This window comes from Sulfurimonas lacustris, assembly GCF_059705355.1.
The window spans coordinates 612,889-638,550 of the sequence record NZ_AP046125.1 but is presented as its reverse complement, the minus strand read 5'-3'; the positions used below and the strand labels follow the sequence as shown (position 1 = coordinate 638,550).

Below are 25,662 nucleotides of genomic sequence, written 5' to 3'. Positions count from 1 at the left end.
AGGCAAAAAATGTTTGGTAAAAAACTAAGACGATATGAACTAACAGATGCAGAGGTTAGCAAACTTCAATGGGCAAAGATAACAACAAGCAAGGGTGATATCTGGCTAAAACTTCTTCCTGAGGAAGCTCCAAATACTGTAGCAAACTTTGCGCACCTAGCAGAGTCCGGTTTTTACAACGGTCTTAATTTTCACCGTGTAATCCCCGGATTTATGGCTCAAGGCGGCTGTCCGCACGGAACAGGAACAGGCGGACCGGACTGGGCAATCCCATGTGAGACAAAAACAAATGTCACAAAACATAGAAGAGGCGTTATCTCTATGGCGCACGCAGGTCCAAATACAGGCGGAAGCCAATTTTTTATCACATTTGTTGCAACACCGCACCTTGATGGCGTTCACACTGTTTTTGGAGCGATTGAGAAGGATGACGCTGAGAGTTTTGCAACACTTGATAGCATAAAAATGCAAGACGGTATCAATTCGATTGAGATTTTTGAAGCTCGTTCATAAAACCGCACACTAAATGCTAGTACATATCTGTTGCAGTGTTGATTCACACTTTTTTTTGCAAAAACTGCAACGAGACTACCCAGAGGAGAAGCTTATAGGCTTCTTCTACGACCCAAATATCCACCCCTACTCCGAGTATCAACTACGCCTGTTGGATGTAAAACGCTCATGCAAAAGACTTGGCATCGAACTTCTTGAGGGCGCATATGATTTTGAAGCGTGGATGCAGGCGGTGCGAGGGTTGGAAAATGAGCCGGAAAAGGGCAAAAGATGCGAAGTCTGCTTTGACAAACGCTTTGAAGTCACGGCACAAAAAGCACTTGAGTTAGGCGAGAAAAGCTTTACCACATCCCTGCTTGTCAGTCCCCTAAAATCACAAGAGCAGCTCAAAAAAAGCGGAGAACTCTTTTTTCAAAAGCACGGCATAGAGTTTATATCTTTTGACTACCGTGCAGATGGCGGCACGCAAGAGCAGAGCCGTGTAAGCAAAGAGGAGCAGCTCTACCGTCAAGACTATTGCGGCTGCATCTATGGGCTTACCATGCAAAGAGAGCAACAAGAACGACTGATGGATGAAATGTTCTCCCCGCTCTCCAATCAGACACTTCCAGCATCCATAGAAGAACGCCTTGAAATGTACGAGCAGAGATATACTCTTGAAGAGCAAAACATACCCTACAAAATCATCAAAGAGAAGTTTTTAAACTATCGCCAATTTAGCTTCAAACTCTCCATAAACAAAAATGAAATCATCCCCGCCTATGCTCTTTTTTACTCCACACTTCCTAGAAAAAAAGCAGAGGGAAAGATAGAATTTTCACATAACAACATCCACTACTTCAACCGTGAAGAGATTAAATTTGTAACGCTAGAATTTTTGAATACAACATGCAACACACACTATAAAAGCGTCAAAGAGCTTCTTTTCAACCCTCCAACATTAGAAAAAGAGCTTCAATTTAGAAGTCAACTGATAACTTCATCTTATGATTTAAGCCCCATTATTGTTGTAGATACTATCCCAGAGACAAAGCTTTTTGTGGAGCTTGATGCGAAAATCTATGAAGACACTAGAGAAAAACTAATCGATATATAATCTTTTTTTAGCTAGAATAGCCAAAAAATTTATAAAGGCTTTTTTCTATGATTATGGACGTTACTGAAATTCAAAAAATTATCCCCCACCGTTACCCTTTTTTACTTTTAGACAGAGTTACTGAGATAAAAGAGAAAGAATCTCTTGTTGGATTTAAAAATGTTACTATCGGCGACAACGTGTTTCAAGGACATTTTCCAGGTCACCCAATCTACCCAGGCGTTATGATACTCGAAGGTATGGCGCAAGCAGGCGGTATCTTGGCATTTAAGAGCATGGGCGATATGACAGAGGAAGAAGCCGCGCAAAAAGTTGTCTATTTTATGAGCATCGACAGAGCAAAATTCCGCGCTCCTGTCAAACCAGGTGATAGACTTGAGTACCGCATCAGCGTACTTAAGAACAAAGGTCAGATTTGGGTACTTGATGGCAAGGCATACGTTGATGATGTTTTAGTCTCAGAAGCTGAACTAAAAGCTATGATAGTGGACAAATAATGAGCAAAATTTCCCCACTAGCTATCATAGAAGATGGCGCGATTTTAGGCGATGATGTCGAGATAGGAGCTTACTGCTTTATCTCCAAAGATGCGACCATCGGCGATGGCACAAAGATAGAACAAAGCAGCTGTATCTACGGCAAAACAACTATCGGTAAAAACAACCATATCTTTTCGCATGCAGTCATCGGTTCGCCTCCCCAAGATTTGAAATTTGCGGGCGAAGATGTAGAGCTTATCATAGGTGACAACAACAAAATCAGAGAGTTTACTCTCTTCAATCCTGGAACAAAAGGCGGCGGCGGCAAAACCATCATCGGTTCACACAATCTTTTTATGGGATATGTCCATATCGGTCATGACGTTATCATCGGAAACCACTGCATCCTTGCAAATGCGGCGACACTTGCAGGACATGTGGAGATGGGAGACTACGCTGTTATCGGCGGTATGACCCCTATCCATCAGTTTGTACACATCGGCGAATATGCGATGGTAGCGGGTGCTTCTGCACTTGCGCAAGATGTCCCGCCGTTTTGTATGGCTGAGGGTAACCGTGCAACGCTGAGAGGACTCAATCTCACAGGTCTTAGAAGAAACATAGAGCGTGAAGAGATAGACGAGATAAAACATGCCTATAAAGAGCTTTTTGAAACAGGAAAACCTCTCAAAGATGTAGCAAATGAACTTCTTGATACAACAACAAACTACCATGTGCTCTCACTTTGCAACTTTGTTCTTAAAACAAAACGTGGTATTCCATACGAAAGGAAACATTTATGATTTTTAGAACATGCAGCTTTTGTAATGCGCATGAGAGTGACACAAACCCTCTTATAGCAGGCAATGGCGTTTATATATGTAAAAACTGTGTCATCTCAGCGTACAAGATAATGTTTGGTGATGACAAACTCCACACATCCTCAAAAGAGAGTGATTTTGATGGAGCAAACGGTGAGCTGATGACACCAAAAGAGCTCAATATTTTTTTAGCAGACTATATCATAGGGCAGGAGCGTGCAAGAAAACTCCTTAGCGTTGCAGTCTATAACCACTATAAAAGAATTTTTAAGACACACGATGTTAAAAATGATGATACAGAGATAGCAAAATCAAACGTCTTGCTTATTGGACCAACAGGAAGCGGCAAAACGCTTATGGCACAAACCATTGCCCGAGTGCTTAATGTTCCTATCGCTATCGCCGATGCGACAAGTCTTACTGAAGCAGGATATGTAGGCGAGGATGTAGAAAATATCTTAACCAAACTGCTTCAAGCAGCCGATGGCGATGTACAAAAAGCGCAAAGAGGCATCGTCTTTATCGATGAGATAGACAAGATTTCCCGCATGAGCGAAAACCGCTCCATTACCCGTGATGTATCAGGTGAAGGTGTGCAGCAGGCACTTTTAAAGATTATCGAGGGTGCTGTTGTCAACATCCCGCCAAAAGGTGGACGCAAACACCCAAACCAAGAGTTTATAGCTATTGACACAACAGGCATTCTTTTTATCTGCGGCGGCGCATTTGATGGGCTTGATGAGATACTCAAGAAAAAACAGGGTGAAAATGTTTTAGGTTTTGGTCAAGAAAAAAAGAGCAAAAAAGAGCAAAAAATGAGCTATGATGCGGTTGAACCCGATGATTTGGTAAATTTCGGTCTTATCCCTGAACTCGTAGGACGTCTTCCTATCATCGCTTCACTCAATGAAATCACAGAAGATGACATGGTGCGCATCCTAACAGAGCCTAAAAACTCCATCATTAAACAGTACAAAAAACTCTTCTCTATCGACAATGTTGAGCTTAATTTTGAAGATGATGCACTCAGAGCTATAGCAGCAAAATCTATCAAAAGAAAAACGGGTGCTCGCGGACTTCGCGCAATTTTGGAAGAAAATATGATTGATATCATGTACGAACTTCCAGAGTACAGCGGATATGAAGTTTTAGTTACAAAAGCAGTTATTGACGGTGGAGAAGCTCCTGTATATATTAAAAAACACTCCAAGCAGAGTGCATAAGGTAAGATAATGATATTTAACAAATTAATCGGTCTTTTTTCCAATGATTTATCCATAGATTTAGGAACAGCAAACACTATCGTCATAGCAAAAGGACGCGGCATTATCATCAACGAGCCATCGGTCGTCGCAGTAAAAACAGGCAAATTCGGACAACAGCGAGTTTTAGCAGTCGGGCATGAAGCAAAAGAGATGGTTGGCAAAACCCCCGGAAACATAAAAGCAATCCGTCCGATGCGTGATGGTGTCATAGCGGACTTTGACATGACGGAGAAGATGATAAGAAAATTCATCGAAAAAGCACACGGTAGAAGCTCTCTTATCAGCCCTAGAATCATCATATGTGTTCCGTATGGTTTAACACAAGTTGAGAGAAAAGCGGTTCGTGAATCTGCACTTAGTGCAGGTGCAAGAGAGGTATTTTTGATTGAAGAACCTATGGCGGCGGCGATTGGAGCGGGGATTGATATCCGTGAGCCACAAGGAAATTTAGTCGTTGACATAGGAGGCGGTACGACAGAAATTGGGGTTGTCTCTTTAGGCGGTCTTGTTCTCTCAAAATCCATCCGAACAGCAGGCGACAAAATAGACCAAGGTATCGTCAACTATGTCAGACGAAAGTACAACCTTCTTATCGGCGAGAGAATTGCTGAAGAGATAAAAATCGCAATCGGTACAGCAGTGACACTTGAAGAAGAGTTGCGTATGGTTATCACAGGGCGTGACCAAGTTGAGGGACTCTTGAGTTCCGTTGAGTTAACCTCAGAAGATGCAAGAGAGGCGATGAAAGAGCCTCTTAAAGAGATTGCAGAAGCGCTTCGTGATGTACTAGAGCAGATGCCGCCAGACCTTGCAGGAGACATTGTCAACCATGGCATTATCCTCACGGGTGGTGGAGCGCTTATCCGCCAGCTTGACAAATATCTTGCAGATATTATTAAAATTCCTGTTTATGTCGCAGACGAGCCGCTTCTTGCCGTTGCACGTGGTACGGGACGCGCACTAGAAGAGATAGATTTACTCCAAGAACTTTTTGAAAATGAATAAGGGGCTTTTTAGCTTTTTTTTTATTATGATTGCACTCATAGTGGGTGCACTCTACTACACAAACACTATCCAGACCCCTTTTTTATCCCTGCTCAATGGCATAAGGTCTCACTACCACACCTCTGTTGCATTCTTAGCACAGCAAGTTGAGAGACACTTTTTTCAAGCAACACATATCGCTGAGCTTGAAGAGAAGCTCAAACTTTATGAAAACAATCATCTTGTTATATCACACCTCTCTTCTGAACTCAACAATCTTTTTTTAGAGAACCGCTCAAAGCTTCAAGCACTTCCTGAAGTTGAGCTTGTAAGAACCATCTCTTATCAGGCTTTTGGCGATTACAACAGAGTATGGCTTGAAATGGAGGATTACAATACTTCACGTATCTACGGACTTGTTTATAACAACTTTGTCGCAGGTATCGTCATTTCTCACAACCAAAGACCTTTGGCACTCCTCAACAGTGATGTTAAAAGTTCATATGCTGTTTATATAGGCGAAAACAAAGCTCCGGGCATCGTACATGGAAACAACTCCAACCATCTCATTGTAAAATTTATCCCTGCATGGTTTTTTATTCAAGAGGGAGACAGAGTTGTAACTTCCGGACTTGATGAGATATTTTTTGAGGGTTTAAATGTCGGAAAAGTCATCTCTGTTACAAAATCGCAAGGGTATCAAACTGCTGTAATTGAGCCTTTTTATAAAGCAACCAATCCAAACTACTTCCATATCATAAAAAAAGTACGCTAACTCATCAAACCTTAAGTGCTTTTTACCTATAATAACCAAATTTTTATGTACAACTATTAAAGGTAAAAAATGCCAAAACGCACCGACATTCACACTATCTTACTTATTGGTTCAGGTCCGATTATCATCGGTCAAGCTTGTGAATTTGACTACTCCGGTACGCAAGCCGTTAAAACTCTCAAAGAGTTAGGTTACCGCGTAGTTCTTATCAACTCAAACCCTGCTACCATCATGACAGATCCTGAATTTGCAGACAGAACATACATTGAACCAATCCGAGAAGATATCATCGCTAAAATCATCAAAGATGAAAAAGTAGATGCCGTACTTCCGACTATGGGTGGGCAAACAGCACTCAACGTCGCTACAAAGATGTATGAAAAAGGGATGCTAGAGGGAGTAGAGTTTTTAGGTGCATCTCCTGCGGCAATCCATAAAGGAGAAGACCGTTCAGCGTTTAAAGAAGCGATGATTAAAATCGGTATGGATTTACCTTTTTCTATGTATGCCTACAATATGGACGATGCCCTTAGAGCGGCTGAGACTATCGGTTTTCCGATTATCATCCGTGCATCATTTACTCTTGCGGGAGGCGGAAGCGGTGTTGCGTACAACATGGATGAGTTTAAAGAGCTTGCAAAACGCGGTCTTGACGAATCTCCGGTTACCGAAATCCTTATCGAAGAGTCTTTGCTTGGCTGGAAAGAGTACGAGATGGAAGTTATCCGTGACAAAGCGGACAACTGCATCATCGTCTGTTCCATCGAAAACTTTGACCCGATGGGCGTTCATACTGGTGACTCCATAACAGTTGCTCCGGCTCTTACGCTTACAGACAAAGAGTACCAAAGAATGCGTAACGCTTCTTTTGATATCCTAAGAGAGATAGGCGTTGACACTGGCGGAAGTAACGTTCAGTTCTCTATCGACCCAAAAACTGGGCGTATGATAGTTATCGAGATGAACCCTCGTGTTTCTCGCTCATCGGCTTTGGCTTCTAAAGCAACCGGTTATCCTATCGCAAAAGTTGCAACTCTTTTGGCTGTCGGTTTTACGCTTGATGAAATCACAAACGACATTACAGGAACTCCTGCATCTTTTGAGCCGGTAATCGACTACGTTGTGACAAAAATCCCTCGTTTTACATTTGAAAAATTCCCTGAAGCACAAAACACACTCAGCACAAGCATGAAAAGTGTCGGTGAAGTTATGGCTATCGGGCGCACATTTAAAGAGTCTATCCAAAAAGCACTCTGCTCACTTGAGACAGGATTGTGCGGATTTGACCCTCTTGATGCTGATTTTGATTTTATCAAACACGAGATTCGCCGTCCAAATGCAGACAGAGCGCTTTATGTTGCAGAGGGTTTTAGACGCGGTATGAGCGTAGAAGAGATGTTTGATACATGTAACATCGACCCATGGTTTTTATACCAGATAGAAGAGATTATAAAGAGTGAAGGCACTATCAACGAAAGTATCTTAAGCGATGCAGAGTTTATGAGAAGCGTGAAGGTTGATGGTTTCTCAGACAAGAGAATTGCACAGCTTATCACTAAAAATTCAGGCAAAAAAGTAGTTGAAGAGGATGTTTACAAAGCAAAAAAAGCACTTGGCGTAAACTTGGAGTATAACGAAGTGGACACATGTGCAGCAGAGTTTGAAGCACTCACGCCTTACCTCTACTCCACGACAAACATTACAAAACTTCCAAATGTCAAAAACAGAGTAAGTGACAAGAAAAAAGTTCTTATTTTAGGTGGAGGACCAAACCGTATCGGTCAGGGTATCGAGTTTGACTACTGCTGTGTTCATGCTGCATTTGCGCTTAAAGAGATGGGCATTGAGACTATCATGTACAACTGTAACCCTGAAACAGTTTCAACAGACTACGACACATCAGACGTTCTCTACTTTGAGCCTATTGACTTTGAGCATGTTAGAGAAGTTATAGAAAATGAAAATCCAGACGGTATCATCGTACATTTTGGCGGACAAACGCCTCTTAAACTTGCAAATGCCCTAACCAACATAGGAGCAAAAATTGCAGGAACTCCTTCACGTGTTATTGACTTAGCAGAAGATAGAGAGCAGTTTTCAAACTTCGTAAACAGCCATGGGTTGAAGCAGCCTGCAAACGGATTGGCAAGAACCAAAGAAGAGGCACATGACATAGCACAGAGATTAGGTTTTCCTGTTTTAGTGCGCCCATCTTTTGTTCTCGGCGGACGAGGCATGAGAATCGTTTACTCACAAGATGAACTTCGTCATTATATGGATTTGGCGGTATTAGTCAGCAACGATGCGCCAGTTCTTGTTGACAAATTTTTGGATCAGGCGATAGAGCTTGATGTTGATGCGATTTGTGACGGTAAAGATGTTTACATCGGTTCTGTTATGCAGCATATCGAAGAGGCTGGAATCCACTCAGGTGATAGCGCATGTTCTTTGCCTCCTGTAAATCTCTCAAAAGAGATGATTGACAAAGTGGAGCAGCAGACAAAAACAATCGCTCTAGGTCTTGGCGTTCATGGTCTTATGAATGTACAGTATGCGATTTATGAAAATGAGATTTATCTCATCGAAGTAAACCCAAGAGCAAGCCGAACCGTTCCATTTGTCAGTAAGGCTACAGGTATGCCTTTAGCAAAAGTTGCAACTCGTGTGATGGTCGGAGAGACTCTAAGAGACGCACTTGCTTACTATGACAAATATAACATTGTCGAAGAGCAAAACGGACTTTTAAAACCACGCCTTAAAGGTCATATCTCTATTAAAGAGGCTGTTTTCCCATTCCATAAACTCTATGGTGCAGATTTGGTTCTAGGACCTGAGATGAAATCAACTGGCGAAGTTATGGGTATCAGCTCAAATTTTGGCATCAGTTTTGCAAAAGCACAAATAGCCGCTGGAAACAGAATCGTAACAGAGGGTACATGTTTCCTCTCTTTTGTTGACACAGACAAAAAACATGCTCCTGAAATAGCAAGCGGACTTCATAGACACGGCTTTAAACTCGTTGCGACAAAAGGTACGCAAGCCGTTATAGAAGAGGCGGGCATACCGTGTGAGGTGGTTTTAAAGATTTCCGAGGGTCGTCCAAATATCGAAGATAGTATGAAAAATGATATTATAAATATGGCGATTAACACATCCGACAACAACACTTCAAAAAAAGATGCTGTAGTTATCAGACAAGAAGTTTTAAAGAGAAATATCCCTTATTTCACCACACTAAGTGCCGCAAGAGCGCTTATCCTTGCCCTTGATGCGATGAAAAACGATTCTTGGTCAAACTCAAAAGCGCTTCAAGATTTTCTAGCATAAAATGAGTGTAATTCTTGCTCAAACCGACACTACTGTCGGTTTCTTGTCTCAAGATGCACAAAAACTCTACGAGATAAAATCTCGCCCCTCATCCAAACCTTTTATCAAAGTTTATAAAGATTTCAAAAGTTTTAAGGATGACGGCAAAAGAGTTCCTAAAAAGAGAAAAAAACTGGTTCGACGCTCTACAAAAACTACTTTTATCTTAGGTGATTTTTCATTTCGAGTTGCCAAGCCGCCTTTACATTCAGAGTTATTAAGAGCGATTCCATGGTTTTACTCCACTTCCGCCAACAGAAGCGGCGAGCGGTTTGAGAGAGCATTTTGTGAAGCAAAAGCTGATATAATTATCGAAGATATCAATGGGTTAAGAGAGAGTGTCTCATCAAGACTTATCAAGATAAATGCTAAAAAATGGAGAAGATTGCGATGAGTAAAGCGATTCAAGCACTTCTAACAGGGATGCTCATTACATTTGTTTTAGATTTTTTTCTCTTTTTGGGGATTTTTCTTCACTATACAGAGCACTATGAAGTTGGGGTTTACTACAACATCCTCTTTGCTGACAACCAAAACTGGTATATCTACTTTTCGCTCTCTCTACTTTTGGGGTACATCGCCGTTTATGTTAAAAACACAAAAATCTCTCTTATTCCTTTGCTACTACTTGCTCTGCTCTCTTTATTGACACTTTTTAAAGATATCGGCTATATGGCAGGAGAAGCGATGTTTATGACAAAAAACACAACTCTTAAGAGTGCAAAATTCAGCTATGTCGGCGATATCATCTATGATGGAAGAGAGAAAATTACCTTTTATAGTTACAATCTCAAAAAAATAATTACTTTAAATAAAAAGGATTTAGTGCAATGAAATATATCTACTCTATTGCAAGCGGGGTGGCACTGGGAAGTGCCGGCATAGCAATGATGAGTATTCTTAGCGGATGCGAATCAAGCCAACAGCAACAAGAACAAAAACAGCAACAAAATAAATTTTTAGTTATTGAACAGCTCTCTGATGGAAAATATGTTGTAGTAGAAGAGCTCCCAACAGAGGGTCCAAGCAGAGCAATCATTCGTGAAATTGACGCAAACGGCAATAAAACTGAGCGTATTATGAGTGAAGCCGAGATGAAGGCACTTGCAGAACAAGAGTACAAAAAAGTACAAGACGGTACCTCTGAAACACTGAGTTCTTCTGAGGGAAGTGCCGGAATGGGACTTGCGGGGACTATTTTAGCCGTCGCCGCAGGCTCTCTTTTAGGCAATATGATAGGTAATGCTCTGATGAACAACAAAAACTTTTCTCAAAGAGCTTCAACAGTCAACCAAAGCGCATATAACCGTTCTGCTTCAGGAACTTCAAGCGCAGCGTCATCAACCAAAAAAAGCTATTTTGGCGGTTCAAGCGCAACTTCTTCTCCATCGTCATCCAGCACTTCAACATACGGAGGTTAACAAATGGTTCAACTACAACATATAAAACCTCTCAAAAATGAACAACTTGAAGAGCTTGGATTTACTTGGCATACAGATAGCGACAGTAGCAGATATATAAGCGATTCATTGGTTCAAGTGACGCACAAGGAGGCAGAAGCCTACTATGAAGCAGCAAATGAGATTTACGACATGTACGCCAAAGCCGCTGGATATGTCATAGAAAACAACCTCTTTTTTGAACTCGGCATCCCTTTTAATCTTGTTGATACCATCAAAAAAAGCTGGGAAAATGACGTTCACTGGCATATCTATGGAAGATTTGATTTTGCGGGCGGGATTGATGGCAAACCCATAAAACTCTTGGAGTTCAACGCAGATACACCCACCTCTCTTTTTGAGACTGCCCTGCTTCAATGGGCGCTGCTAAAAGCCAACAATATGGATGAAAATGAACAGTTCAACAACGTATATGAAGCTATAAAAGAGAACTTTAAACGTCTTATCACACTCTTTGAGGATACAGAACTTTTTGATGAGCGATACGATGGGTGGAAGATACTCTTCTCAAGCATCCATGGCAATGACGAAGAGGAGGCGACAACAAAACTTTTGCGTCAAATGGCGACTGATGCGGGGTTTAACACTGCTTTTGAGTATCTAGGCGATGTGCGCTTTGATGAAGAGGGTATCTACGATAGAGACGACAATGCCTATGAATACTGGTTTAAACTCTATCCATGGGAAGATATAGCAACAGATGAGCCAGAACTTGCAACAACTCTTACAAACATCATGCAAAATCAAAATGCAATTATCTTAAACCCTGCATACACTCTTCTCTTCCAATCAAAAGGGATGCTCAAGATTTTGTATGACCTTTTCCCTGATTCGCCTTACCTGCTTAAGACATCATTTGAGCCGCTCAAAGGGCAAAAACACGTTGCAAAAACTGTTTTTGGCAGAGAGGGGGCAAATGTTGCTATTTTTGGAAGCGATGGAGCGCTTTTAGAAGAGCAAGAGGGAGTTTATGGCAACCACAAAAGAGTATATCAAGAGTACGCCGAACTTCCAAAAGACAAAGAGGGAGCAAAATATCAAGCTGGAGTTTTCTTTGCGTATGAAGCGTGCGGTCTTGGTTTTAGAAAAGGCGGAGAGATTTTGAACAATATGAGTAAATTTGTAGGGCATGTTTTGGTATAACCGTAAATGATTATTGAACTAGACCCTGAATCAAGCTCAGGGTGACGAGCAGTCTGTCTTCAGGGCAACGAACAGTCCGTCATTCCAAACTTGATTTGGAATCTAGTTTTTGATTTTTCTCTCTATCTGCCCTCTTTAAGCTTTTGCTTGAGGATGATTTTGCCTGCTTCTACCCCTGGTTGGTCGTAAGCGTTGATATACATAAACTCCGCACATACGGATGTTAAAAGCTCATACTCATACATAAGCGATGCAATACTTCGCTCATTTACACTGTCTATCGTCATTACATCACATGGAATATCGCCTAGATTTTGTATAGATTCTATCGTAGCGTCTGCTTGTTTGTTGATAAGTGCCGAAAACTCTATCTCATCTATATAATCCAACTCTTCAAGCCCTTGAAGAGCGATTTTTGGGATTTTTAAATTACTCGCAAAATCCTCTACTTTGATAACAGTAACAGTCTTATCACGTCTGCCTTCAACTATAAGCTGTAAAAAGGAGTGCTGATCTATGGGTCCGATGATGCCGATAGGCGTAAGTCCCTGTCTTGTAGTGTTGCGATCTACCTTGCCTAAACTCTCGCCCCAAAGCTGAATATACCACTTGTTAAACCCTTCAAGTCTTGATGAGTAGGAAAAAACAACATTGATATTGAAACTATCTTTGCACTCTACAAAAAAACGAGCTTTTTTAAGCACCCTCTCATAGGCATCTTTTTGTTCAAAAAAGGAGTTATAAACCTTTTTCGCACCATCTAAAAGCTCATCAATATCTATACCGACAATTGCCAAAGGAAGGAGTCCCACAGCACTAAAAACAGAGAATCGTCCGCCGACATTTTTGGGTATCTCAAAATTTCTAAGTCCGTTGGCAACAGCATATTGGTTTAGTTTTGAATCACCCTCTGTTACTACCACCGTGTTGCATTCGTCACACTTTACTAAAGAGTTTATGTATTTAAAAATCGAAACCGTCTCTATCGTCGTTCCAGATTTGGAGATGATGATAAAGAGCGTATCTTGTAAATCATCTACTCTTTTGAGTTTAGATTTTATATCTATGGGATCTGTTGTTTCAAGAAAAAAGAGCTTTTTACTTAAATTTTTAGAGTGCTTTAAAAACTTATAAATAGCATATGTACCAAGCGTACTGCCACCTATCCCAATAACAACGATGTTGCTTTGCGTAACTTTTGAAGCATACTCTTTAAAAGCAGAAGTATCTTGATGGACAAGGTTGTAGTAACCTATGGAATCCCTCTGCGCGGCTATGTGATTGAAAACATCTTCATCTGAAATTGTCGGAATAAAGTTATGTTGATAGTGCATGACTACTCTTTGTTTTTGTTATAAAAAAAGTTTGTCGCTTGGACAAAACCGTCAACGCTTCCACAGTCAAATCTCTTGCCCTTAAACTTGTAAGCGATGACTTTGCCTTGTTTTGCTTGTTCTAAAAGAGCATCTGTTATCTGAATCTCTCCGCCTTTTCCTGGCTTTGTCTCTCTAATGATGTCAAAAATATCTGGCGTTAAAATGTAACGTCCTATGATAGCAAGATTTGAAGGTGCATCTTTAGATTCTGGCTTTTCAACCATATGCGTGACACGCATCACATCATCTGCGATAAATTCACCCGCTACCACGCCGTACTTATTTGTATCTTCAAGAGGAACTTCTTCAACAGCCACGATAGAGCACTGATATGTATCAAAAAGTTTTACCATTTGCGTTAAAACAGATTCGCCGTTGTTATCACACAAGTCATCTGCCAAAACAACTGCAAAGGGTTCATCCCCTATAAGCGTTTGTCCTGTCAAAATAGCATGACCCAAACCTTTCATCTCTACTTGTCTTGTGTAGCTGATAGTACAATTTTTAACAATGTCACGTATCTCTTTCATGAGTATCTCTTTAGAAGTACCATCTATCTGATGCTCAAGCTCATAAGAGCGGTCAAAGTGGTCTTCAATCGCACGTTTTCCACGACCTGTAACTATCGCCATAGTGCTTATGCCTGCTTCTCTAGCCTCTTCTACGCCGTACTGTAAAAGCGGTTTTGTTAAAATCGGAAGCATCTCTTTTGGTATTGCTTTTGTAGCTGGAAGAAATCTCGTCCCGTAGCCCGCTGCTGGGAAAAGGCATTTTCTGATTTTTGTTTTATCTATTGGCATTCTTTAGCCTCTTTATTTTAAATTTTTAACTTATATACTTTTGCTTGAGGAGTTAAAAGAACCTCTTCAAATAGCATTTTATCATACTCTTCTAAAACTGCTAACTGAATATAGAGTGAATTGTAAGCTTTTTCATCAAGAACTAAAAAAGTGTTGTAGTTGGACATATAAACGACATTTACATCACCCGCAGGATTTGCCATCTGTATGCTTTTTGTCAGCTTGTTGTTTTTATCGTACGCCGTTTGAACAAATCTCTTCACAGGTACTTTCTGATTTCCAATCGACACGATTGTATTTTGCAAATCAAAGACGACTCCTTGATCAAGGTTGATGTTATTTCCCTCTTGCTTAAAAGACTTTGTCACATAGAAAAAAGAGCGTTTTTTCATCTCACCGCTTATGAGGTCAATGTTGGAAAACATCTCTACAGTCGGATATATGTCCGTCATCCTCATAGGAAGATAGAAATAGATATCTCTTGTTTTTTTAGGAAGTTCTACCTCTGTTTGAAGCGAGAGCAAAAAATCGTTTGTATCGTTAAAGCCATACTCTTTTGTCATCTGCTCTATGTTGGAGAAGATAGTTAAATTTTTATCTTTAATGCGCTCTTTGTTCTCTTTTACAAATGCAAAAGTTTTCTCGGTATATTCCACATCGAGTCTTGCCATTTTTGCAGCGACATCTTGAGGATTTGTAAGCATAAAACTTACTGGAAAATTGACGTCTCCACTATGTTTACCACCGTCTATAAGCGTCTTAACATCGCTGTAGTAGCGAATCGGGTACCCATAATCCCACCATGCAACAACATAATCCTCTCTTTTTGCCTCCGCATGAAGCTTCTCTAAAACCTTTACTTCATCGGCTTGAAAAACAGTCGGGACTTTATAGTTTTGGATATGGGTAATATTTGGAACCAACGCCAGAAGCGTAAGAAGCAGTGGTGCTAAAAACTTAAGCCTCGGTGTTGGCATAAACTGAGCACTCTGTACGATGAGAAATGCAACCCCAAACGCTAAAACAGGAACGGCATAGATGGTAAAACGAAGCCCCCCGACATAGGCTAAAAAACCAAGTCCTATGAGCGGAAGGGCAAAGAGCATCACTCGGTGCTTATATGCCAGATAGATAAATCCTCCAACAGAGAGAACAAAGGTCACGACATGCCCGCTGATACGATTTGCAAAAGTTTCAAAAGGGATATGCCCAGCTTCTCGCACTGTCTGCATAACAGAATAGAAGTGGAGTTTTAGGCCTGTATCTGCCGCCGTAACTGCATCTTTAAAAACATACCCTTTGAGCTGACTCCAAATAGGGTTGAATCCACCAGAGATAAAAAAGAGAACTATCGATACACCTAAGATGTAGTATATGTATCTATCAAACTTCTCTTTTGTAAAAATAAAAAATGCACCCAAAACCAAAAGAGCTCTTATATACCCCTCAAGCCCAACCATCGCAAACATCATGATGGCTAGAAGCTTATAGTTATAGAGATTTTTTCTATCCCAAACAAGTGCATAAAAGAGAATGAGCCCAAAGAAAGCAAACTCTAACGAGTAGCTCTGAGGGTACCACCATCGATACACCAAAATATCTAGTGCCGTAATAAGAAGATACTTATCCTCATTGGTTCTAATCGCCCAGATAATTGACCAGAGCAGAAACATCGGCAATACAATATTAAGCATATCTGTATCATAGTAGCCTATCATCGTACGGTTGTAGTAGCTATGCGTAACACTTGCCAAAAGTGCAGCTATAAAGCCCATCTCCAAGTTATCAAGGTTTTTTGCGATAAGGATGATGGGTATAACGATAAGCGAACTAAGCACGACCGGCATAAAAAGGATAATGCTCTCAAAAGAGAAAGGGAGTATAAAAGCAAAAAATGCGGTAAGTTGTGAAGCAGCACTCTCAAGTGCAGAGAGGTCGTTTTCTTGATGCACGCCACTTAAGAGATCTCTTGCCCCCTCTGCAAAGTAGTAACCGTCATTTGTGTTTATCATAAACTGAGCATTGTGGTAAAAAGGCTCATAACCGCTAAATTGGTAGAACCAAATCATTCTTAGGGCGATAGAAAATGCAAACGCCAGTGCGATGTAAATCAGTGTTCTCTTTGTCTCTTGTGTCATGGCATTCATAAAGATGCTCCCTACTCTAGTTCATTATAAAGACTGTCTCTCTCCACAGGGATAAAACCGCTGTTTTTGATAAGAGCAGTAAAATCTCCAAGCTTCACCCCGTTTGCACTCTTTGCACCTGCTGCGGAGTTTATAGACTCTTTTTCTATCGTTCCGTCTAAGTCGTTTGCACCAAACTCTTGAGCCACAAGTGCCAGCCCGACAGTTGAAGTAACCCAGTATGCTTTTAAGTTTGGTACATTATCTAAAACGATGCGGCTTATAGCCATAGTTTTTAAAATCTCGTTTGCAGTTATTGGGTCTTTAATATTTAAGTAGTTATTCTCTTTTTGGTAAACAAGCGGGATAAAGCAGTTAAATCCGCCAGTAATGTCTTGAAGTTCTCTTATGCGCATCATATGATCAATTCGGTTTGCACGACTCTCCACATGTCCAAAGAGCATAGTTACATTGCTTTTTTTGCCTCTCTCATGCCATTTTTGATGGATTTCAAGCCAGCCTTGCGACGATACTTTACCCTTGCAAATATAGTCTCGCACCTCTTCATCAAAGATTTCAGCTCCGCCACCGGGCATAGAGTCCACACCGTACTCTACCATCAAATCAAGTATCTCATCGTAACTTTTGCCGTAATGTCTCGCCAAAAAGTCTATCTCAGCGGCGGTAAGAGCTTTTACATGCAGATGCGGATATGCAGTTTTTATCTTTTTAAAAATCTCCAAGTACCACTCAAGCCCCGTATTTGGGTTGTGAGCCGAAACGATATGAACCTCTTTTATATCTCTTGCGGAGGCATCTTTTACGATTTCCATGATTTGTTCATGGGTCATGGTGTATTGGTTGGGATTTTTTCTTGTGGCAGAGTAAGCGCAAAATTTGCAAACATCCGCACAAACATTGGTCGGATTGATGTGGCGGTTGATGTTGTAGTATGTTTTTTTGCCGTGAAGCTTCTCTCTTATGCCAGATGCAAGTGAGCCGAGTTCAAACAAATCCATATCGTAAAGCGAGAGAGCCTCATCAAAACTAACTCTCTCTCCCGCTTCTATCTTCTTTCTAAGGCTCATAACTGTTTTAGAGCCTCAAATTTCTCTAACTCATCCAGCTTTTCCCAAGGGTAATCACTCTGTCCAACCTGCCCACGAGCCGCAACATCTGCGTACAAGAATGTCTCTTTGGAAGGGTGGTCAAGGTTAAATTTGCGTGTTATCCAGTTTGGAGTCAGTGGGAAACTCTCCTGTACAAAAGTTGAGAGTTTGTCATCATCCAAACCATTAATTACCGTTCCGTAAGTGTCCACCGCAACAGATGTCGGTCTTGCAACTCCGATGGCATAAGATATCTGAACCAACGCTTTTTTGGCAAGTCCCGCCGCAACGATATGTTTTGCGATGTATCGTGCCGCATAAAGTCCGCTTCTGTCCACTTTTGTGTAGTCCTTAGAACTCTGCGCTCCGCCCCCGATAGGTGCGTAACCGCCAAAACTGTCAACTATAAGTTTTCTCCCCGTTAATCCCGAATCGTGCAGTGAAGAGTGAGATACATATTTTCCCGTCGGGTTGATGTGGATGATACAGTCGTTTTTGTTGTAAAGCTCGCTTGGAAGCCCTGCATCGTCTATAAGTTCACCGATAAGCTTTCTAACGGCAACTATGTCCATCGTATTTACACATGGAGCAGATACGACGATAGTATGGATTTTCTGCGGTTGGCACTTCTCAAAGTTCTCTTTTTTGCCGTAGTCCATAGTAACTTGCGTTTTTATGTCAACACCTAGCTTAGATGGGTTTTCCTTTGCAAAGTTATAAACTTTTTCCATCAAAACTCTGGCATATGTGATGGCACTTGGCATAAAATTTTGTGTCTCAATGTCTGCATAACCAAACATTATCCCCTGATCACCCGCACCCGTCTCGCCGTCTTCTTGGTCAACACCTTGGTTGATATCGGGAGACTGCGCATTTAAAAGCACTTGAAGTTCTACATCTTCTGGATGCAGACACTCCTCTTTTGTAAAGTAGGGATTTCCGTCATAGCCAATGCCCACAAGCGCATCATGAACGATTTTTTTATAATCTTCCGTCGTAACTCTGGTTTTTGAGGTCACCTCTCCACCGATTACGATATGTTTTCCTGCAACAAAAACCTCTGATGCAACTCTTGATTTTGGGTCTCCGATTATAAGTCTATCGACTATGCTGTCTGCGATAATATCCGCACATTTATCAGGATGCCCTGGACTAACTACTTCACTTGTAAACAAATACATATTTTTCCTTGAGTTATTATCAGCCTGAATGCAAAAACAGACTAGTTTAGAGGGCGCATTTTGATTTTGGTTTTTAAAGACCAGGTGCTCTCCACATTGAAGCCGTGATGTTATCATCAACTAACTTCAACTGTGCTTCATATGCGCTTTGGAACTTTATTTTTATCTCATCGTAAATTTTTTTATTTTCCATATTTGGTTCATAAGTTTTATCCCAAAACACCAACTCTTTTGCCGCACTAGCTATATCTCTATATATACCCACGCCCACGCCTGCCGCCATAGCAGCACCTAACGCTGTTGCTTCTCTAACACGAGGGATTTTAACTCTGCATCCTGTCACATCGGCAACTATCTGCGACCAAAGCTTACCCTTGCTTGCACCGCCCGCAAAAACTATTGTCTCTATTTTTATGTCCGTAAACTCTCTTATTTTATCAAGATTTATGCTCGAAACTATAGCCGCATTTTCTTGCAAACTTCTAAACATTGAAGCACGGTTGCAAATCTCTGGGTTTATGCTAAGGTTTAAAAAACTAGGAGCTGCGTGGTACCATTTAAAGTACTTCATGCTGTCTGAGAAGATGGGCAAAATCCCGTATGAACCAGCAGGAACTTTTGCGGCTTTTTCTTCCATAAGCGCATAAACATCTACACCTTGCTCTTTTGCTTGAAGCTTCTCCATATCGCAAAAAGCATCCCTAAACCATCGCATGACAAGCCCGCTAAAAAATGTAATCCCCTCCGCCTGAGAGAGGTTTGGGATTACATGCGGATTTACTCTTATGTTCCTATCAAGCGGCGGAGGCGTATTTTTGTCTATATTTGCCACCTGCTGCCAAAAAGAACCGCCGAGAATCGCAACTTGTCCGACCTCAACAACTCCAAGCCCTGCTGAACCGAGCTGAACATCACCGCCGCCCATAACTACTTTAGTGTTTATCGACAAGCCGCTCTCTTTTGAAGCCTTGTCCGTAACACTCCCCATAAGAGTTCCCACTTCCAAAACTTGCACAAAGATATCATCCTTAAGCCCGACTTTTGCAGCCATTTCGCTGACCCAATCACGCTTTTTCAAAGAGAATATCCCAGTTGTCCCGCCGTTACTCGGATCTGTTGCAATAACTCCGCAAAGTCGAGCCAAAATCCAATCCCCAATCATAGAGATTTTCGCCACTCTCTCATAAAGTTCTGCTCTATTATTTTTTAGCCATAAAATTCTAGGAATTGCCCCAAGCGCAAAAGTCTGCCCAGACTCTTTGTAAAACTCCTCTTCAATGCCCTTAAAATTCTCTTTTAAAAACCGAACTTCTTTATCCGCCCTCGCATCCACATTAGCAACTGCCCAAAGCTCATTGCCGTCTTTGTCATAAAGAACGATTCCCTCACGCATACTTGTAGCGCTAAGAGCAGCTATATCTTCGCCGCTCAGGTTTGCCGCTTTGAGCGACTCCTTTATACACTCGCACACCAAAAGCCAGTTTTTTTCAAAATCAAAACTCATAGAGTTTGGCACGCCCTCTTCCTCAAGGTGTGTCCACTCTTTTTGAGCCACACTTATCTGATTACCCAATGTGTCAAATATTACCGCTCTAACGCTTCCTGTTCCTGCGTCTATTGCCATTAAATAGTTCATGTTTTTTTCCTAATATCTAAGAGATACAACATTCAAATCCCGTATTCTCTCAAAGTGTTTTAGATTATTGGTTATTAAAGTACACTCGTTTCTAATGGCGATGCTTGCGATCATCAAATCCATATCGGCTATGATATTTCCGTTTTTTTTAAGCCTTGATTTCTCTTTTGCAAATAGCGTGGCAGCTTCTTCATCGAACTCCAACACTTGAAAGTTTTTTAAAAAAGGTACGATGATTTTTAAATTTTCTTCGACTCTTGCTGAGTTATATGCACCGTAAAGAAGCTCTGAAAAGTTAATTCTGGAGATGTAAAGTTCGCTTGGAGGTATCCCAGAGAGTGTCGCTACTGCTTCTTGTTTGCCTTTTAAAAAATATATCAGCACATCGCTGTCGATTAAATATTTTTTCATCTTTATAAATCTAACTCAAAATCTTTGCTGTTTTTATCACTTGAAATACGCTCCAGCATGGCATCCGCATCAGCACTTTTCAATTTGCCCGCAAATTGCAACAGTCCATTTTGTTTGATGCGATTCTCTTTAGAAAAAAACTCTATAGCTTTTTCTATAACATCTGTTTTAGTAGTATGTAGTTCATCACTCAACTGATTGAGAGTAATTATGATACTTTCTTCTAATCTTAAATTAACCGCTCTTTTCATTTTTCGCCCTTTTGTCTTTACATTATTATATAATTATTTAATATTTTTGTAAAGAACATTACGATTTAGTTTATCCCAAAACTTCCAGTTCATCACTATACTTATCTTCACAATACTGCTCATAACTCGACTTATAGATTTTATAGTGTGCAGACGCTTTATGCCCGTCAAGTGCGGCTTCATCTCTCCATGTTTCTACTGCAAAAAACTTTTCAGCTCTCTCTTTGCATTGAAAAATCTCATAAAACAGACATCCATCTTCAGCCTTTGAGGGTGCTACCATCGCACTGAGCAGCTCTTTCATTTTATCGACACCATCTTTTTTTGCTATAAATGTCACTTTCTTTGTTATTGTCATATTTTCCTCTCCAAAGTGGTTAATTTTTAATCTAAGGATTATATCGAATTAGCATATAATAGTAAAAAAATTAGGAAGTGTGCTTTGGATTTAACTCTGCAGATAGAAGATATTATTGAAAAAAACGGCAGTGATTTTGAACTCTCCAAACTTTTCAAAGCCTATATCAAAGAGTATAAAAGCTCTTTGGGGGAGTTATTTGAAAAAAATCAGGGGAAAGATTTTTTAGTTCGTCACACCAAAGGGCTTGATTCTATCATCTCGTTGATGTACAAAACTGTCTTAAGACGCCTTTTTGGAAACTATATGCCTATGCGCAGCTCTGTTCCCATCGCCATCGTTGCGCTTGGGAGTTATGGGCGAGAACAGTTGTGTGTGCATAGCGATATCGATTTACTTATCGCTTATGAAGATGTAGAGGGATTTCACACCAAACTTATCATCGAAAAATTTTTCTATCTTGCGCTTGATGCTGGGCTAAAGCTTGGACACAGAGTCCATGAGACAAAAGAGCTTTTTGCGGCAAGTCAAAACGATATCACTATCCGCACGGCACTTATGGAGGCGAGATTTGTTACGGGTTCTACACTCACATGGCACAGCACAACCAAAGAGCTAGGCAAAATCCGCCTCTTTAGCCAAAAAGAGTTTATCCTCGCCAAGATAGAAGAGGCGCAAGTGCGACGCAAAAAATATCCAAATGTGATGCAACCAAACATCAAAGAGAGTGCGGGCGGGCTTCGTGATTCTAACCTTCTTTTTTGGATAGCGCAAACCATCTACGGGGTAAACTCGCTCAAAGATTTAATCGGAAAACTTTTCTCAGAAGAGGAGTACAGAGAGTATAGAGTAGCACTAGAGCTTCTCTTTCGTGTACGCAGCGCACTGCACATCATCACAAAAAAGCAAGAAGATAGACTTCTTTTGGAACTCATCCCCGATGTTAGCCAGATGCTTGGATTTAAAAATCCTCAAAAGATGGTAACAAAAGTTCTTGAAGCGCAGTGGCGCATCAGCAACTTTACGCAAATCTTTGTCAAAAAGATGGTGCGACCATACATTGTTGACATGTCACATGTGGCAAAGTTCAAAAAAAACCGCTTAAGCAGAGGTATTTACACACTGGATGGGAGAGTTTATGCCTCTTACAACCTTGAGATTCAACCGCTAAGCAAGCTTCTGGAGGTTTTAGTTTCGCTTGAAGATAGACCGCACCATTTTGATGCAGGATTTTTGCGCCAATTTACCTACACAAAAATCTCTCATCCGCTTCAGGCAAGGACATATACTCTTCTAAAAGAACTCTTTAAAAAACAAAATATGTACAGCTCTTTAAAGCTCTTTTATGATGCAGGCGTACTACATCAGCTCTTTGGTGCGTTTAAAAAAGTGCTTCATCTCCCGCAGTTTGACGGCTACCACCACTACCCAGTGGATATCCACTCCATCAAGTGCATTGAGGCATTGGAGAATATCCAAGAGCCTTTTATCAAAAAACTTTATGATGCGCTTGATGCGGATGAAAGACTTCTGCTCAAAATAGTTACACTCTTTCATGACACCGGCAAAGGAAGAGTTCAAGACCACAGCGAGGTCGGAGCAAAGCTTATCGTTCCTTTTGTCAAAAAGATGAAGTTCACAGAAGAGCAGATTCAAAGATGCATCACACTCATCAAACAGCATGTAAGCATGAGTAATATCGCCTTTAAAGAGAATATCCACAACGAAAAAACGCTCTACAAGTTTATGTCAACCATAGAAGATGTAACCAACCTAAAACTCCTCTACATCCTCACCTATGCCGATATCAACGGTGTCGGCGATGGAGTTTTTAACTCTTTTAACTCAAATCTTCTTCATGAACTCTATGTCAGCGCACTTGAAGCCGCTGAAGATTTTGGAAGAATCAACGAGGCGACAAAAAGAATCAACATAGAGAAAAAGTTGCAGAAACTCCCTGAATTTACCGAACTTCCAAAACTGCTGCAAAGCAAACTTTTGCGGGTAGAGTCAAACCTCTTCTTTTTTAAGCACACGCCGCTTGACAACATCAGAATCGCAAAAATCGCCAAAGAGACACAAAACTATAACTTCTCCATCAACACCGACACTTCACTTAGCATTGAGATTTACAGAAAGATTCCGCTTAACATCGGCTACCTTCTTGCAATGCTTAGCCATCTTGATGTTGCTTCTATGGAGATTTTTACACTCTTTGACGGGGTAAAATACTTCAAAATCGAATTTATAGAGCATGTAGAAGCAGACGAAGCAGAACATATCAAAACTATCATCCATAACGCTTTTGATATGAGCCGCCATATCAAGCTTAAAGATGTCACGATACATAAAGAGGAGATTAGTGTGGATTGTGAACACTCACTTACTCTTGCGGAAGTAACAGTCAACACCCAAAATCAAAAGGGACTTTTGGCATACATAATGGAGTGTTTTGAAGAGCTAGGCATAAATATCGTCACGGCAAAAATTCACAGCACCAAACACAAAGTAAGAGACAGCTTCTTAATCGAAAAACAAAACGAACTATGCAATAATGTCGCAAAAATTTATGAACTGCTTACAAAAAAATCGGTATGAAATTAAGGGAAAAAACAGATGTGCGGAATTGTCGGATATATAGGTCAGAAAAATACAAAAGAGATTCTCCTCTCAGGACTTAAAGAGCTGGAATACCGTGGTTATGACTCGGCAGGCATTGCGGTTTTGCAAGAAGGGAGTTTTGCAAGCTACAAAGCAGTAGGCAAACTTGTAAACCTTGAGGAGAAAACCAAAGAGTTTACAACAGAGGGCTTTGCTCTTGGCATCGGGCATACACGCTGGGCGACACACGGCAAGCCAACAGAGCTCAACGCACACCCGCATCTTGGCGAAAACTCCTACGTAGTCCACAACGGAATCATCGAAAACTATGCAGAGCTTAAAAAAGAGCTTCAAACAAATGGCGTAACTTTTTTAAGCCAGACAGATACAGAAGTCATCGTCCACCAATTTGAAAAAAACCAAAAAACAGCAAAAAACTCTTTTGAAGCGTTTGCAAAAACCATTAAAGAGCTTCACGGTGCATACGCTATCTTGCTTGCAACCAAAGCAGAAGAGGAGACGCTCTTCTTTGCAAAACACGGCTCACCGCTGCTCATAGGCGTCAACGATGTAAGCGAGAAGTATTTCGCATCCTCTGATACTCCGCTGATTGGGCACTGTACCCATGTTTCTTACCTTGAAGATGGCGATTATGGGTATGTAACGCCAAAAGAGATTGCGCTTTTTAATAAAAACGGCATAAAAAAAGAGGCAAAGTTTGTTACTCTCTCTCAAAATAAACTCCTTGCTCAAAAAGAGGGGTATCGCTTTTTTATGGAAAAAGAGATTTATGAACAAAGTGTCGTAATCTCTGATACTTTAATGGGAAGAGTGAGTGAGAGTGAAATCATTTTTGATGAACTTGACACATCGCTTTTTGATGGCATAAACGAGATAAAACTTTGCGCATGCGGCACTTCTTATCACTCCGCCATGAGTGCATCTTATCTCTTTGAGCGTTATGCAAAAATAAAAACTTCCATCGAAGTCGCAAGCGAATTTCGCTACAGAGAGCCAATTATGACCAAAGATACGCTCTTTGTTGCCATCTCACAAAGCGGGGAAACTGCCGATACACTTGAAACACTTAAGATGGCAAAAGCGGCGGGACTGAAAACTTTGGTTATCTGTAACGTGGACAACTCCTCTATGGTGCGCCTTGCCGATGCTTCCATTCTTACTCGTGCTGGCATCGAAAAAGGGGTTGCTTCCACAAAAGCGTTTGCAACACAAATCACTGTTTTTTGGATGTTGGCTCTGTATGTTGCAAAACTCAGAGACTCTTTAAATAAAGAGCAGATTGCTTCTCATATCGCTACACTTCGTGAAGTACCATCACATGTCAAAGTAAGCGATGAGATGCATGAACGCATCAAAAGACTCTCTAAGAGATACCTCCACGGACATGGTTTTTTCTTTATCGGCAGAGATATTTTCTACCCACTTGCACTAGAAGGCGCCCTAAAACTCAAAGAGATCTCCTACCTTCATGCAGAGGGATACCCTGCCGGAGAGATGAAACACGGTCCTATTGCACTCGCTGACCCTGAACTATTCACAATAGCACTGCTTCCAAAACATCTGCACTACGAAAAAGCAAAAAGCAATGTTGAGGAGCTGAGTGCGAGAGACTCTACCATCTGCGCTATCAGCCAACTTCCATTTGAGAAAGCAGATGACTTTATAGAGATTTCACCGTGCGACCACTACATGCTTGAGTTTTTTGAAATGATGGTAGCACTACAGCTTCTCTCTCTAGAGATATCTATAAGATTAGGTAATGATGTAGATATGCCGCGAAACTTAGCAAAAAGCGTAACTGTCGAGTGATTTTGAGAGTGTTTAAAATTAAATTTATATTTTCTTAGATACTATCTACATTAAAATTTAAAATTGGCTTTATGTATTTTT

At 40.9% G+C, this 25,662-nt stretch carries 23 protein-coding genes; 14 read left to right on the top strand and 9 right to left on the bottom strand.

Translation table 11 applies throughout. The features are described from left to right. Positions 1 to 9: 9 nt before the first annotated feature. The 12 genes from AC6H4V_RS03415 (at position 10) to AC6H4V_RS03360 (ending at position 11,902) form a co-directional block, all read left to right on the top strand. Positions 10 to 513 (top strand): peptidylprolyl isomerase, encoded by a 504-nt coding sequence (locus AC6H4V_RS03415; protein ID WP_428730507.1) that lies wholly within the window; start codon positions 10 to 12, stop codon positions 511 to 513. A 13-nt stretch (positions 514 to 526) separates the two neighbouring features. After that, entirely contained in the window at positions 527 to 1,609 is a 1,083-nt protein-coding gene (locus AC6H4V_RS03410; RefSeq protein WP_497607475.1) for an epoxyqueuosine reductase QueH, read from the top strand. 50 nt (positions 1,610 to 1,659) lie between these two features. After that, positions 1,660 to 2,106 carry a 3-hydroxyacyl-ACP dehydratase FabZ gene (gene fabZ / locus AC6H4V_RS03405; protein ID WP_428730901.1) on the top strand — a complete coding sequence of 149 codons (447 nt, stop codon included), beginning with the start codon at positions 1,660 to 1,662 and terminating at the stop codon, positions 2,104 to 2,106. Then, positions 2,106 to 2,891, top strand: coding sequence for an acyl-ACP--UDP-N-acetylglucosamine O-acyltransferase (gene lpxA, locus AC6H4V_RS03400; protein ID WP_497607474.1), 786 nt, complete (start codon positions 2,106 to 2,108; stop codon positions 2,889 to 2,891). The genes fabZ and lpxA overlap by 1 nt, the downstream gene beginning before the upstream one ends. Beyond that, positions 2,888 to 4,132 carry an ATP-dependent Clp protease ATP-binding subunit ClpX gene (gene clpX, locus AC6H4V_RS03395; protein WP_497607473.1) on the top strand — a complete coding sequence of 415 codons (1,245 nt, stop codon included), beginning with the start codon at positions 2,888 to 2,890 and terminating at the stop codon, positions 4,130 to 4,132. Before lpxA ends, clpX begins: the two co-directional genes overlap by 4 nt. Positions 4,133 to 4,141: 9 nt before the next feature. Then, positions 4,142 to 5,179 carry a rod shape-determining protein gene (locus AC6H4V_RS03390; RefSeq protein WP_497607472.1) on the top strand — a complete coding sequence of 346 codons (1,038 nt, stop codon included), beginning with the start codon at positions 4,142 to 4,144 and terminating at the stop codon, positions 5,177 to 5,179. Next, positions 5,172 to 5,933, top strand: a complete 762-nt coding sequence (gene mreC / locus AC6H4V_RS03385) for a rod shape-determining protein MreC (protein ID WP_428730900.1) — start codon at positions 5,172 to 5,174, stop codon at positions 5,931 to 5,933. The genes AC6H4V_RS03390 and mreC overlap by 8 nt, the downstream gene beginning before the upstream one ends. 69 nt (positions 5,934 to 6,002) lie before the next feature. Continuing rightward, entirely contained in the window at positions 6,003 to 9,260 is a 3,258-nt protein-coding gene (gene carB / locus AC6H4V_RS03380) for a carbamoyl-phosphate synthase large subunit (protein ID WP_497607471.1), read from the top strand. Position 9,261: 1 nt separating this feature from the next. Further along, complete coding sequence (locus AC6H4V_RS03375) at positions 9,262 to 9,693, top strand: Sua5/YciO/YrdC/YwlC family protein (protein ID WP_428730382.1); 432 nt, start codon at positions 9,262 to 9,264, stop codon at positions 9,691 to 9,693. Continuing rightward, complete coding sequence (locus AC6H4V_RS03370) at positions 9,690 to 10,133, top strand: hypothetical protein (RefSeq protein ID WP_428730898.1); 444 nt, start codon at positions 9,690 to 9,692, stop codon at positions 10,131 to 10,133. Before AC6H4V_RS03375 ends, AC6H4V_RS03370 begins: the two co-directional genes overlap by 4 nt. Beyond that, on the top strand, positions 10,130 to 10,720 hold the full coding sequence (locus tag AC6H4V_RS03365) for a Cj0371 family chemotaxis-regulating polar lipoprotein (protein ID WP_428730380.1): 591 nt from the start codon (positions 10,130 to 10,132) through the stop codon (positions 10,718 to 10,720). The genes AC6H4V_RS03370 and AC6H4V_RS03365 overlap by 4 nt, the downstream gene beginning before the upstream one ends. 3 nt (positions 10,721 to 10,723) lie before the next feature. After that, entirely contained in the window at positions 10,724 to 11,902 is a 1,179-nt protein-coding gene (locus tag AC6H4V_RS03360) for a glutathionylspermidine synthase family protein (RefSeq protein ID WP_497607470.1), read from the top strand. A gap of 122 nt (positions 11,903 to 12,024) precedes the next feature. On the opposite strand, the gene AC6H4V_RS03355 is transcribed toward AC6H4V_RS03360, so the two are convergent. The 9 genes from AC6H4V_RS03355 to AC6H4V_RS03315 all read right to left on the bottom strand — a co-directional run bounded on the left by AC6H4V_RS03355 (position 12,025) and on the right by AC6H4V_RS03315 (position 21,150). Then, the gene (locus AC6H4V_RS03355) at positions 12,025 to 13,236 is read right to left on the bottom strand and encodes a glucose-6-phosphate isomerase (protein ID WP_497607469.1); all 1,212 of its coding nucleotides are present in this window, start codon (positions 13,234 to 13,236) and stop codon (positions 12,025 to 12,027) included. Positions 13,237 to 13,238: 2 nt separating this feature from the next. Further along, entirely contained in the window at positions 13,239 to 14,078 is an 840-nt protein-coding gene (galU, locus tag AC6H4V_RS03350) for a UTP--glucose-1-phosphate uridylyltransferase GalU (protein ID WP_428730377.1), read from the bottom strand. Between the two features lie 17 nt (positions 14,079 to 14,095). Beyond that, positions 14,096 to 16,225: an STT3 domain-containing protein gene (locus tag AC6H4V_RS03345; RefSeq protein WP_497607468.1), complete on the bottom strand. Its 2,130-nt coding sequence runs from the start codon at positions 16,223 to 16,225 to the stop codon at positions 14,096 to 14,098. Positions 16,226 to 16,236: 11 nt separating this feature from the next. Beyond that, positions 16,237 to 17,292 carry an aminofutalosine synthase MqnE gene (gene mqnE, locus AC6H4V_RS03340; RefSeq protein WP_497607467.1) on the bottom strand — a complete coding sequence of 352 codons (1,056 nt, stop codon included), beginning with the start codon at positions 17,290 to 17,292 and terminating at the stop codon, positions 16,237 to 16,239. Continuing rightward, positions 17,289 to 18,494, bottom strand: coding sequence for a methionine adenosyltransferase (gene metK, locus AC6H4V_RS03335; protein WP_497607466.1), 1,206 nt, complete (start codon positions 18,492 to 18,494; stop codon positions 17,289 to 17,291). Before metK ends, mqnE begins: the two co-directional genes overlap by 4 nt. 73 nt (positions 18,495 to 18,567) lie before the next feature. Further along, complete coding sequence (lsrK, locus tag AC6H4V_RS03330; protein WP_497607465.1) at positions 18,568 to 20,130, bottom strand: autoinducer-2 kinase; 1,563 nt, start codon at positions 20,128 to 20,130, stop codon at positions 18,568 to 18,570. A gap of 9 nt (positions 20,131 to 20,139) precedes the next feature. Then, a complete protein-coding gene (locus AC6H4V_RS03325) occupies positions 20,140 to 20,541 on the bottom strand; it encodes a PIN domain-containing protein (protein WP_497607464.1) in 402 nt (133 codons plus the stop codon). 2 nt (positions 20,542 to 20,543) lie between these two features. Next, complete coding sequence (locus AC6H4V_RS03320; RefSeq protein ID WP_497607463.1) at positions 20,544 to 20,792, bottom strand: hypothetical protein; 249 nt, start codon at positions 20,790 to 20,792, stop codon at positions 20,544 to 20,546. A 70-nt stretch (positions 20,793 to 20,862) separates the two neighbouring features. Then, positions 20,863 to 21,150, bottom strand: coding sequence for a putative quinol monooxygenase (locus AC6H4V_RS03315; RefSeq protein WP_497607462.1), 288 nt, complete (start codon positions 21,148 to 21,150; stop codon positions 20,863 to 20,865). Between the two features lie 84 nt (positions 21,151 to 21,234). On the opposite strand from AC6H4V_RS03315, the gene AC6H4V_RS03310 reads away from it, so the two are divergent. Next, a complete protein-coding gene (locus AC6H4V_RS03310; protein ID WP_497607461.1) occupies positions 21,235 to 23,748 on the top strand; it encodes a [protein-PII] uridylyltransferase family protein in 2,514 nt (837 codons plus the stop codon). 18 nt (positions 23,749 to 23,766) lie between these two features. Further along, a complete protein-coding gene (gene glmS, locus AC6H4V_RS03305; protein WP_497607460.1) occupies positions 23,767 to 25,581 on the top strand; it encodes a glutamine--fructose-6-phosphate transaminase (isomerizing) in 1,815 nt (604 codons plus the stop codon). Positions 25,582 to 25,662: the final 81 nt, after the last annotated feature.

What these genes read in the sequence shown, in the direction of transcription:
- AC6H4V_RS03415 (WP_428730507.1), top strand. Translation starts at nt 10, where the DNA reads ATGTTTGGTAAAAAACTAAGACGATATGAACTAACAGATGCAGAGGTT.
- AC6H4V_RS03410 (WP_497607475.1), top strand. Translation starts at nt 527, where the DNA reads ATGCTAGTACATATCTGTTGCAGTGTTGATTCACACTTTTTTTTGCAA.
- lpxA (WP_497607474.1), top strand. Translation starts at nt 2,106, where the DNA reads ATGAGCAAAATTTCCCCACTAGCTATCATAGAAGATGGCGCGATTTTA.
- clpX (WP_497607473.1), top strand. Translation starts at nt 2,888, where the DNA reads ATGATTTTTAGAACATGCAGCTTTTGTAATGCGCATGAGAGTGACACA.
- AC6H4V_RS03390 (WP_497607472.1), top strand. Translation starts at nt 4,142, where the DNA reads ATGATATTTAACAAATTAATCGGTCTTTTTTCCAATGATTTATCCATA.
- mreC (WP_428730900.1), top strand. Translation starts at nt 5,172, where the DNA reads ATGAATAAGGGGCTTTTTAGCTTTTTTTTTATTATGATTGCACTCATA.
- carB (WP_497607471.1), top strand. Translation starts at nt 6,003, where the DNA reads ATGCCAAAACGCACCGACATTCACACTATCTTACTTATTGGTTCAGGT.
- AC6H4V_RS03375 (WP_428730382.1), top strand. Translation starts at nt 9,262, where the DNA reads ATGAGTGTAATTCTTGCTCAAACCGACACTACTGTCGGTTTCTTGTCT.
- AC6H4V_RS03370 (WP_428730898.1), top strand. Translation starts at nt 9,690, where the DNA reads ATGAGTAAAGCGATTCAAGCACTTCTAACAGGGATGCTCATTACATTT.
- AC6H4V_RS03365 (WP_428730380.1), top strand. Translation starts at nt 10,130, where the DNA reads ATGAAATATATCTACTCTATTGCAAGCGGGGTGGCACTGGGAAGTGCC.
- AC6H4V_RS03360 (WP_497607470.1), top strand. Translation starts at nt 10,724, where the DNA reads ATGGTTCAACTACAACATATAAAACCTCTCAAAAATGAACAACTTGAA.
- AC6H4V_RS03355 (WP_497607469.1), bottom strand. Translation starts at nt 13,236, where the DNA reads ATGCACTATCAACATAACTTTATTCCGACAATTTCAGATGAAGATGTT.
- galU (WP_428730377.1), bottom strand. Translation starts at nt 14,078, where the DNA reads ATGCCAATAGATAAAACAAAAATCAGAAAATGCCTTTTCCCAGCAGCG.
- AC6H4V_RS03345 (WP_497607468.1), bottom strand. Translation starts at nt 16,225, where the DNA reads ATGAATGCCATGACACAAGAGACAAAGAGAACACTGATTTACATCGCA.
- mqnE (WP_497607467.1), bottom strand. Translation starts at nt 17,292, where the DNA reads ATGAGCCTTAGAAAGAAGATAGAAGCGGGAGAGAGAGTTAGTTTTGAT.
- metK (WP_497607466.1), bottom strand. Translation starts at nt 18,494, where the DNA reads ATGTATTTGTTTACAAGTGAAGTAGTTAGTCCAGGGCATCCTGATAAA.
- lsrK (WP_497607465.1), bottom strand. Translation starts at nt 20,130, where the DNA reads ATGAACTATTTAATGGCAATAGACGCAGGAACAGGAAGCGTTAGAGCG.
- AC6H4V_RS03325 (WP_497607464.1), bottom strand. Translation starts at nt 20,541, where the DNA reads ATGAAAAAATATTTAATCGACAGCGATGTGCTGATATATTTTTTAAAA.
- AC6H4V_RS03320 (WP_497607463.1), bottom strand. Translation starts at nt 20,792, where the DNA reads ATGAAAAGAGCGGTTAATTTAAGATTAGAAGAAAGTATCATAATTACT.
- AC6H4V_RS03315 (WP_497607462.1), bottom strand. Translation starts at nt 21,150, where the DNA reads ATGACAATAACAAAGAAAGTGACATTTATAGCAAAAAAAGATGGTGTC.
- glmS (WP_497607460.1), top strand. Translation starts at nt 23,767, where the DNA reads ATGTGCGGAATTGTCGGATATATAGGTCAGAAAAATACAAAAGAGATT.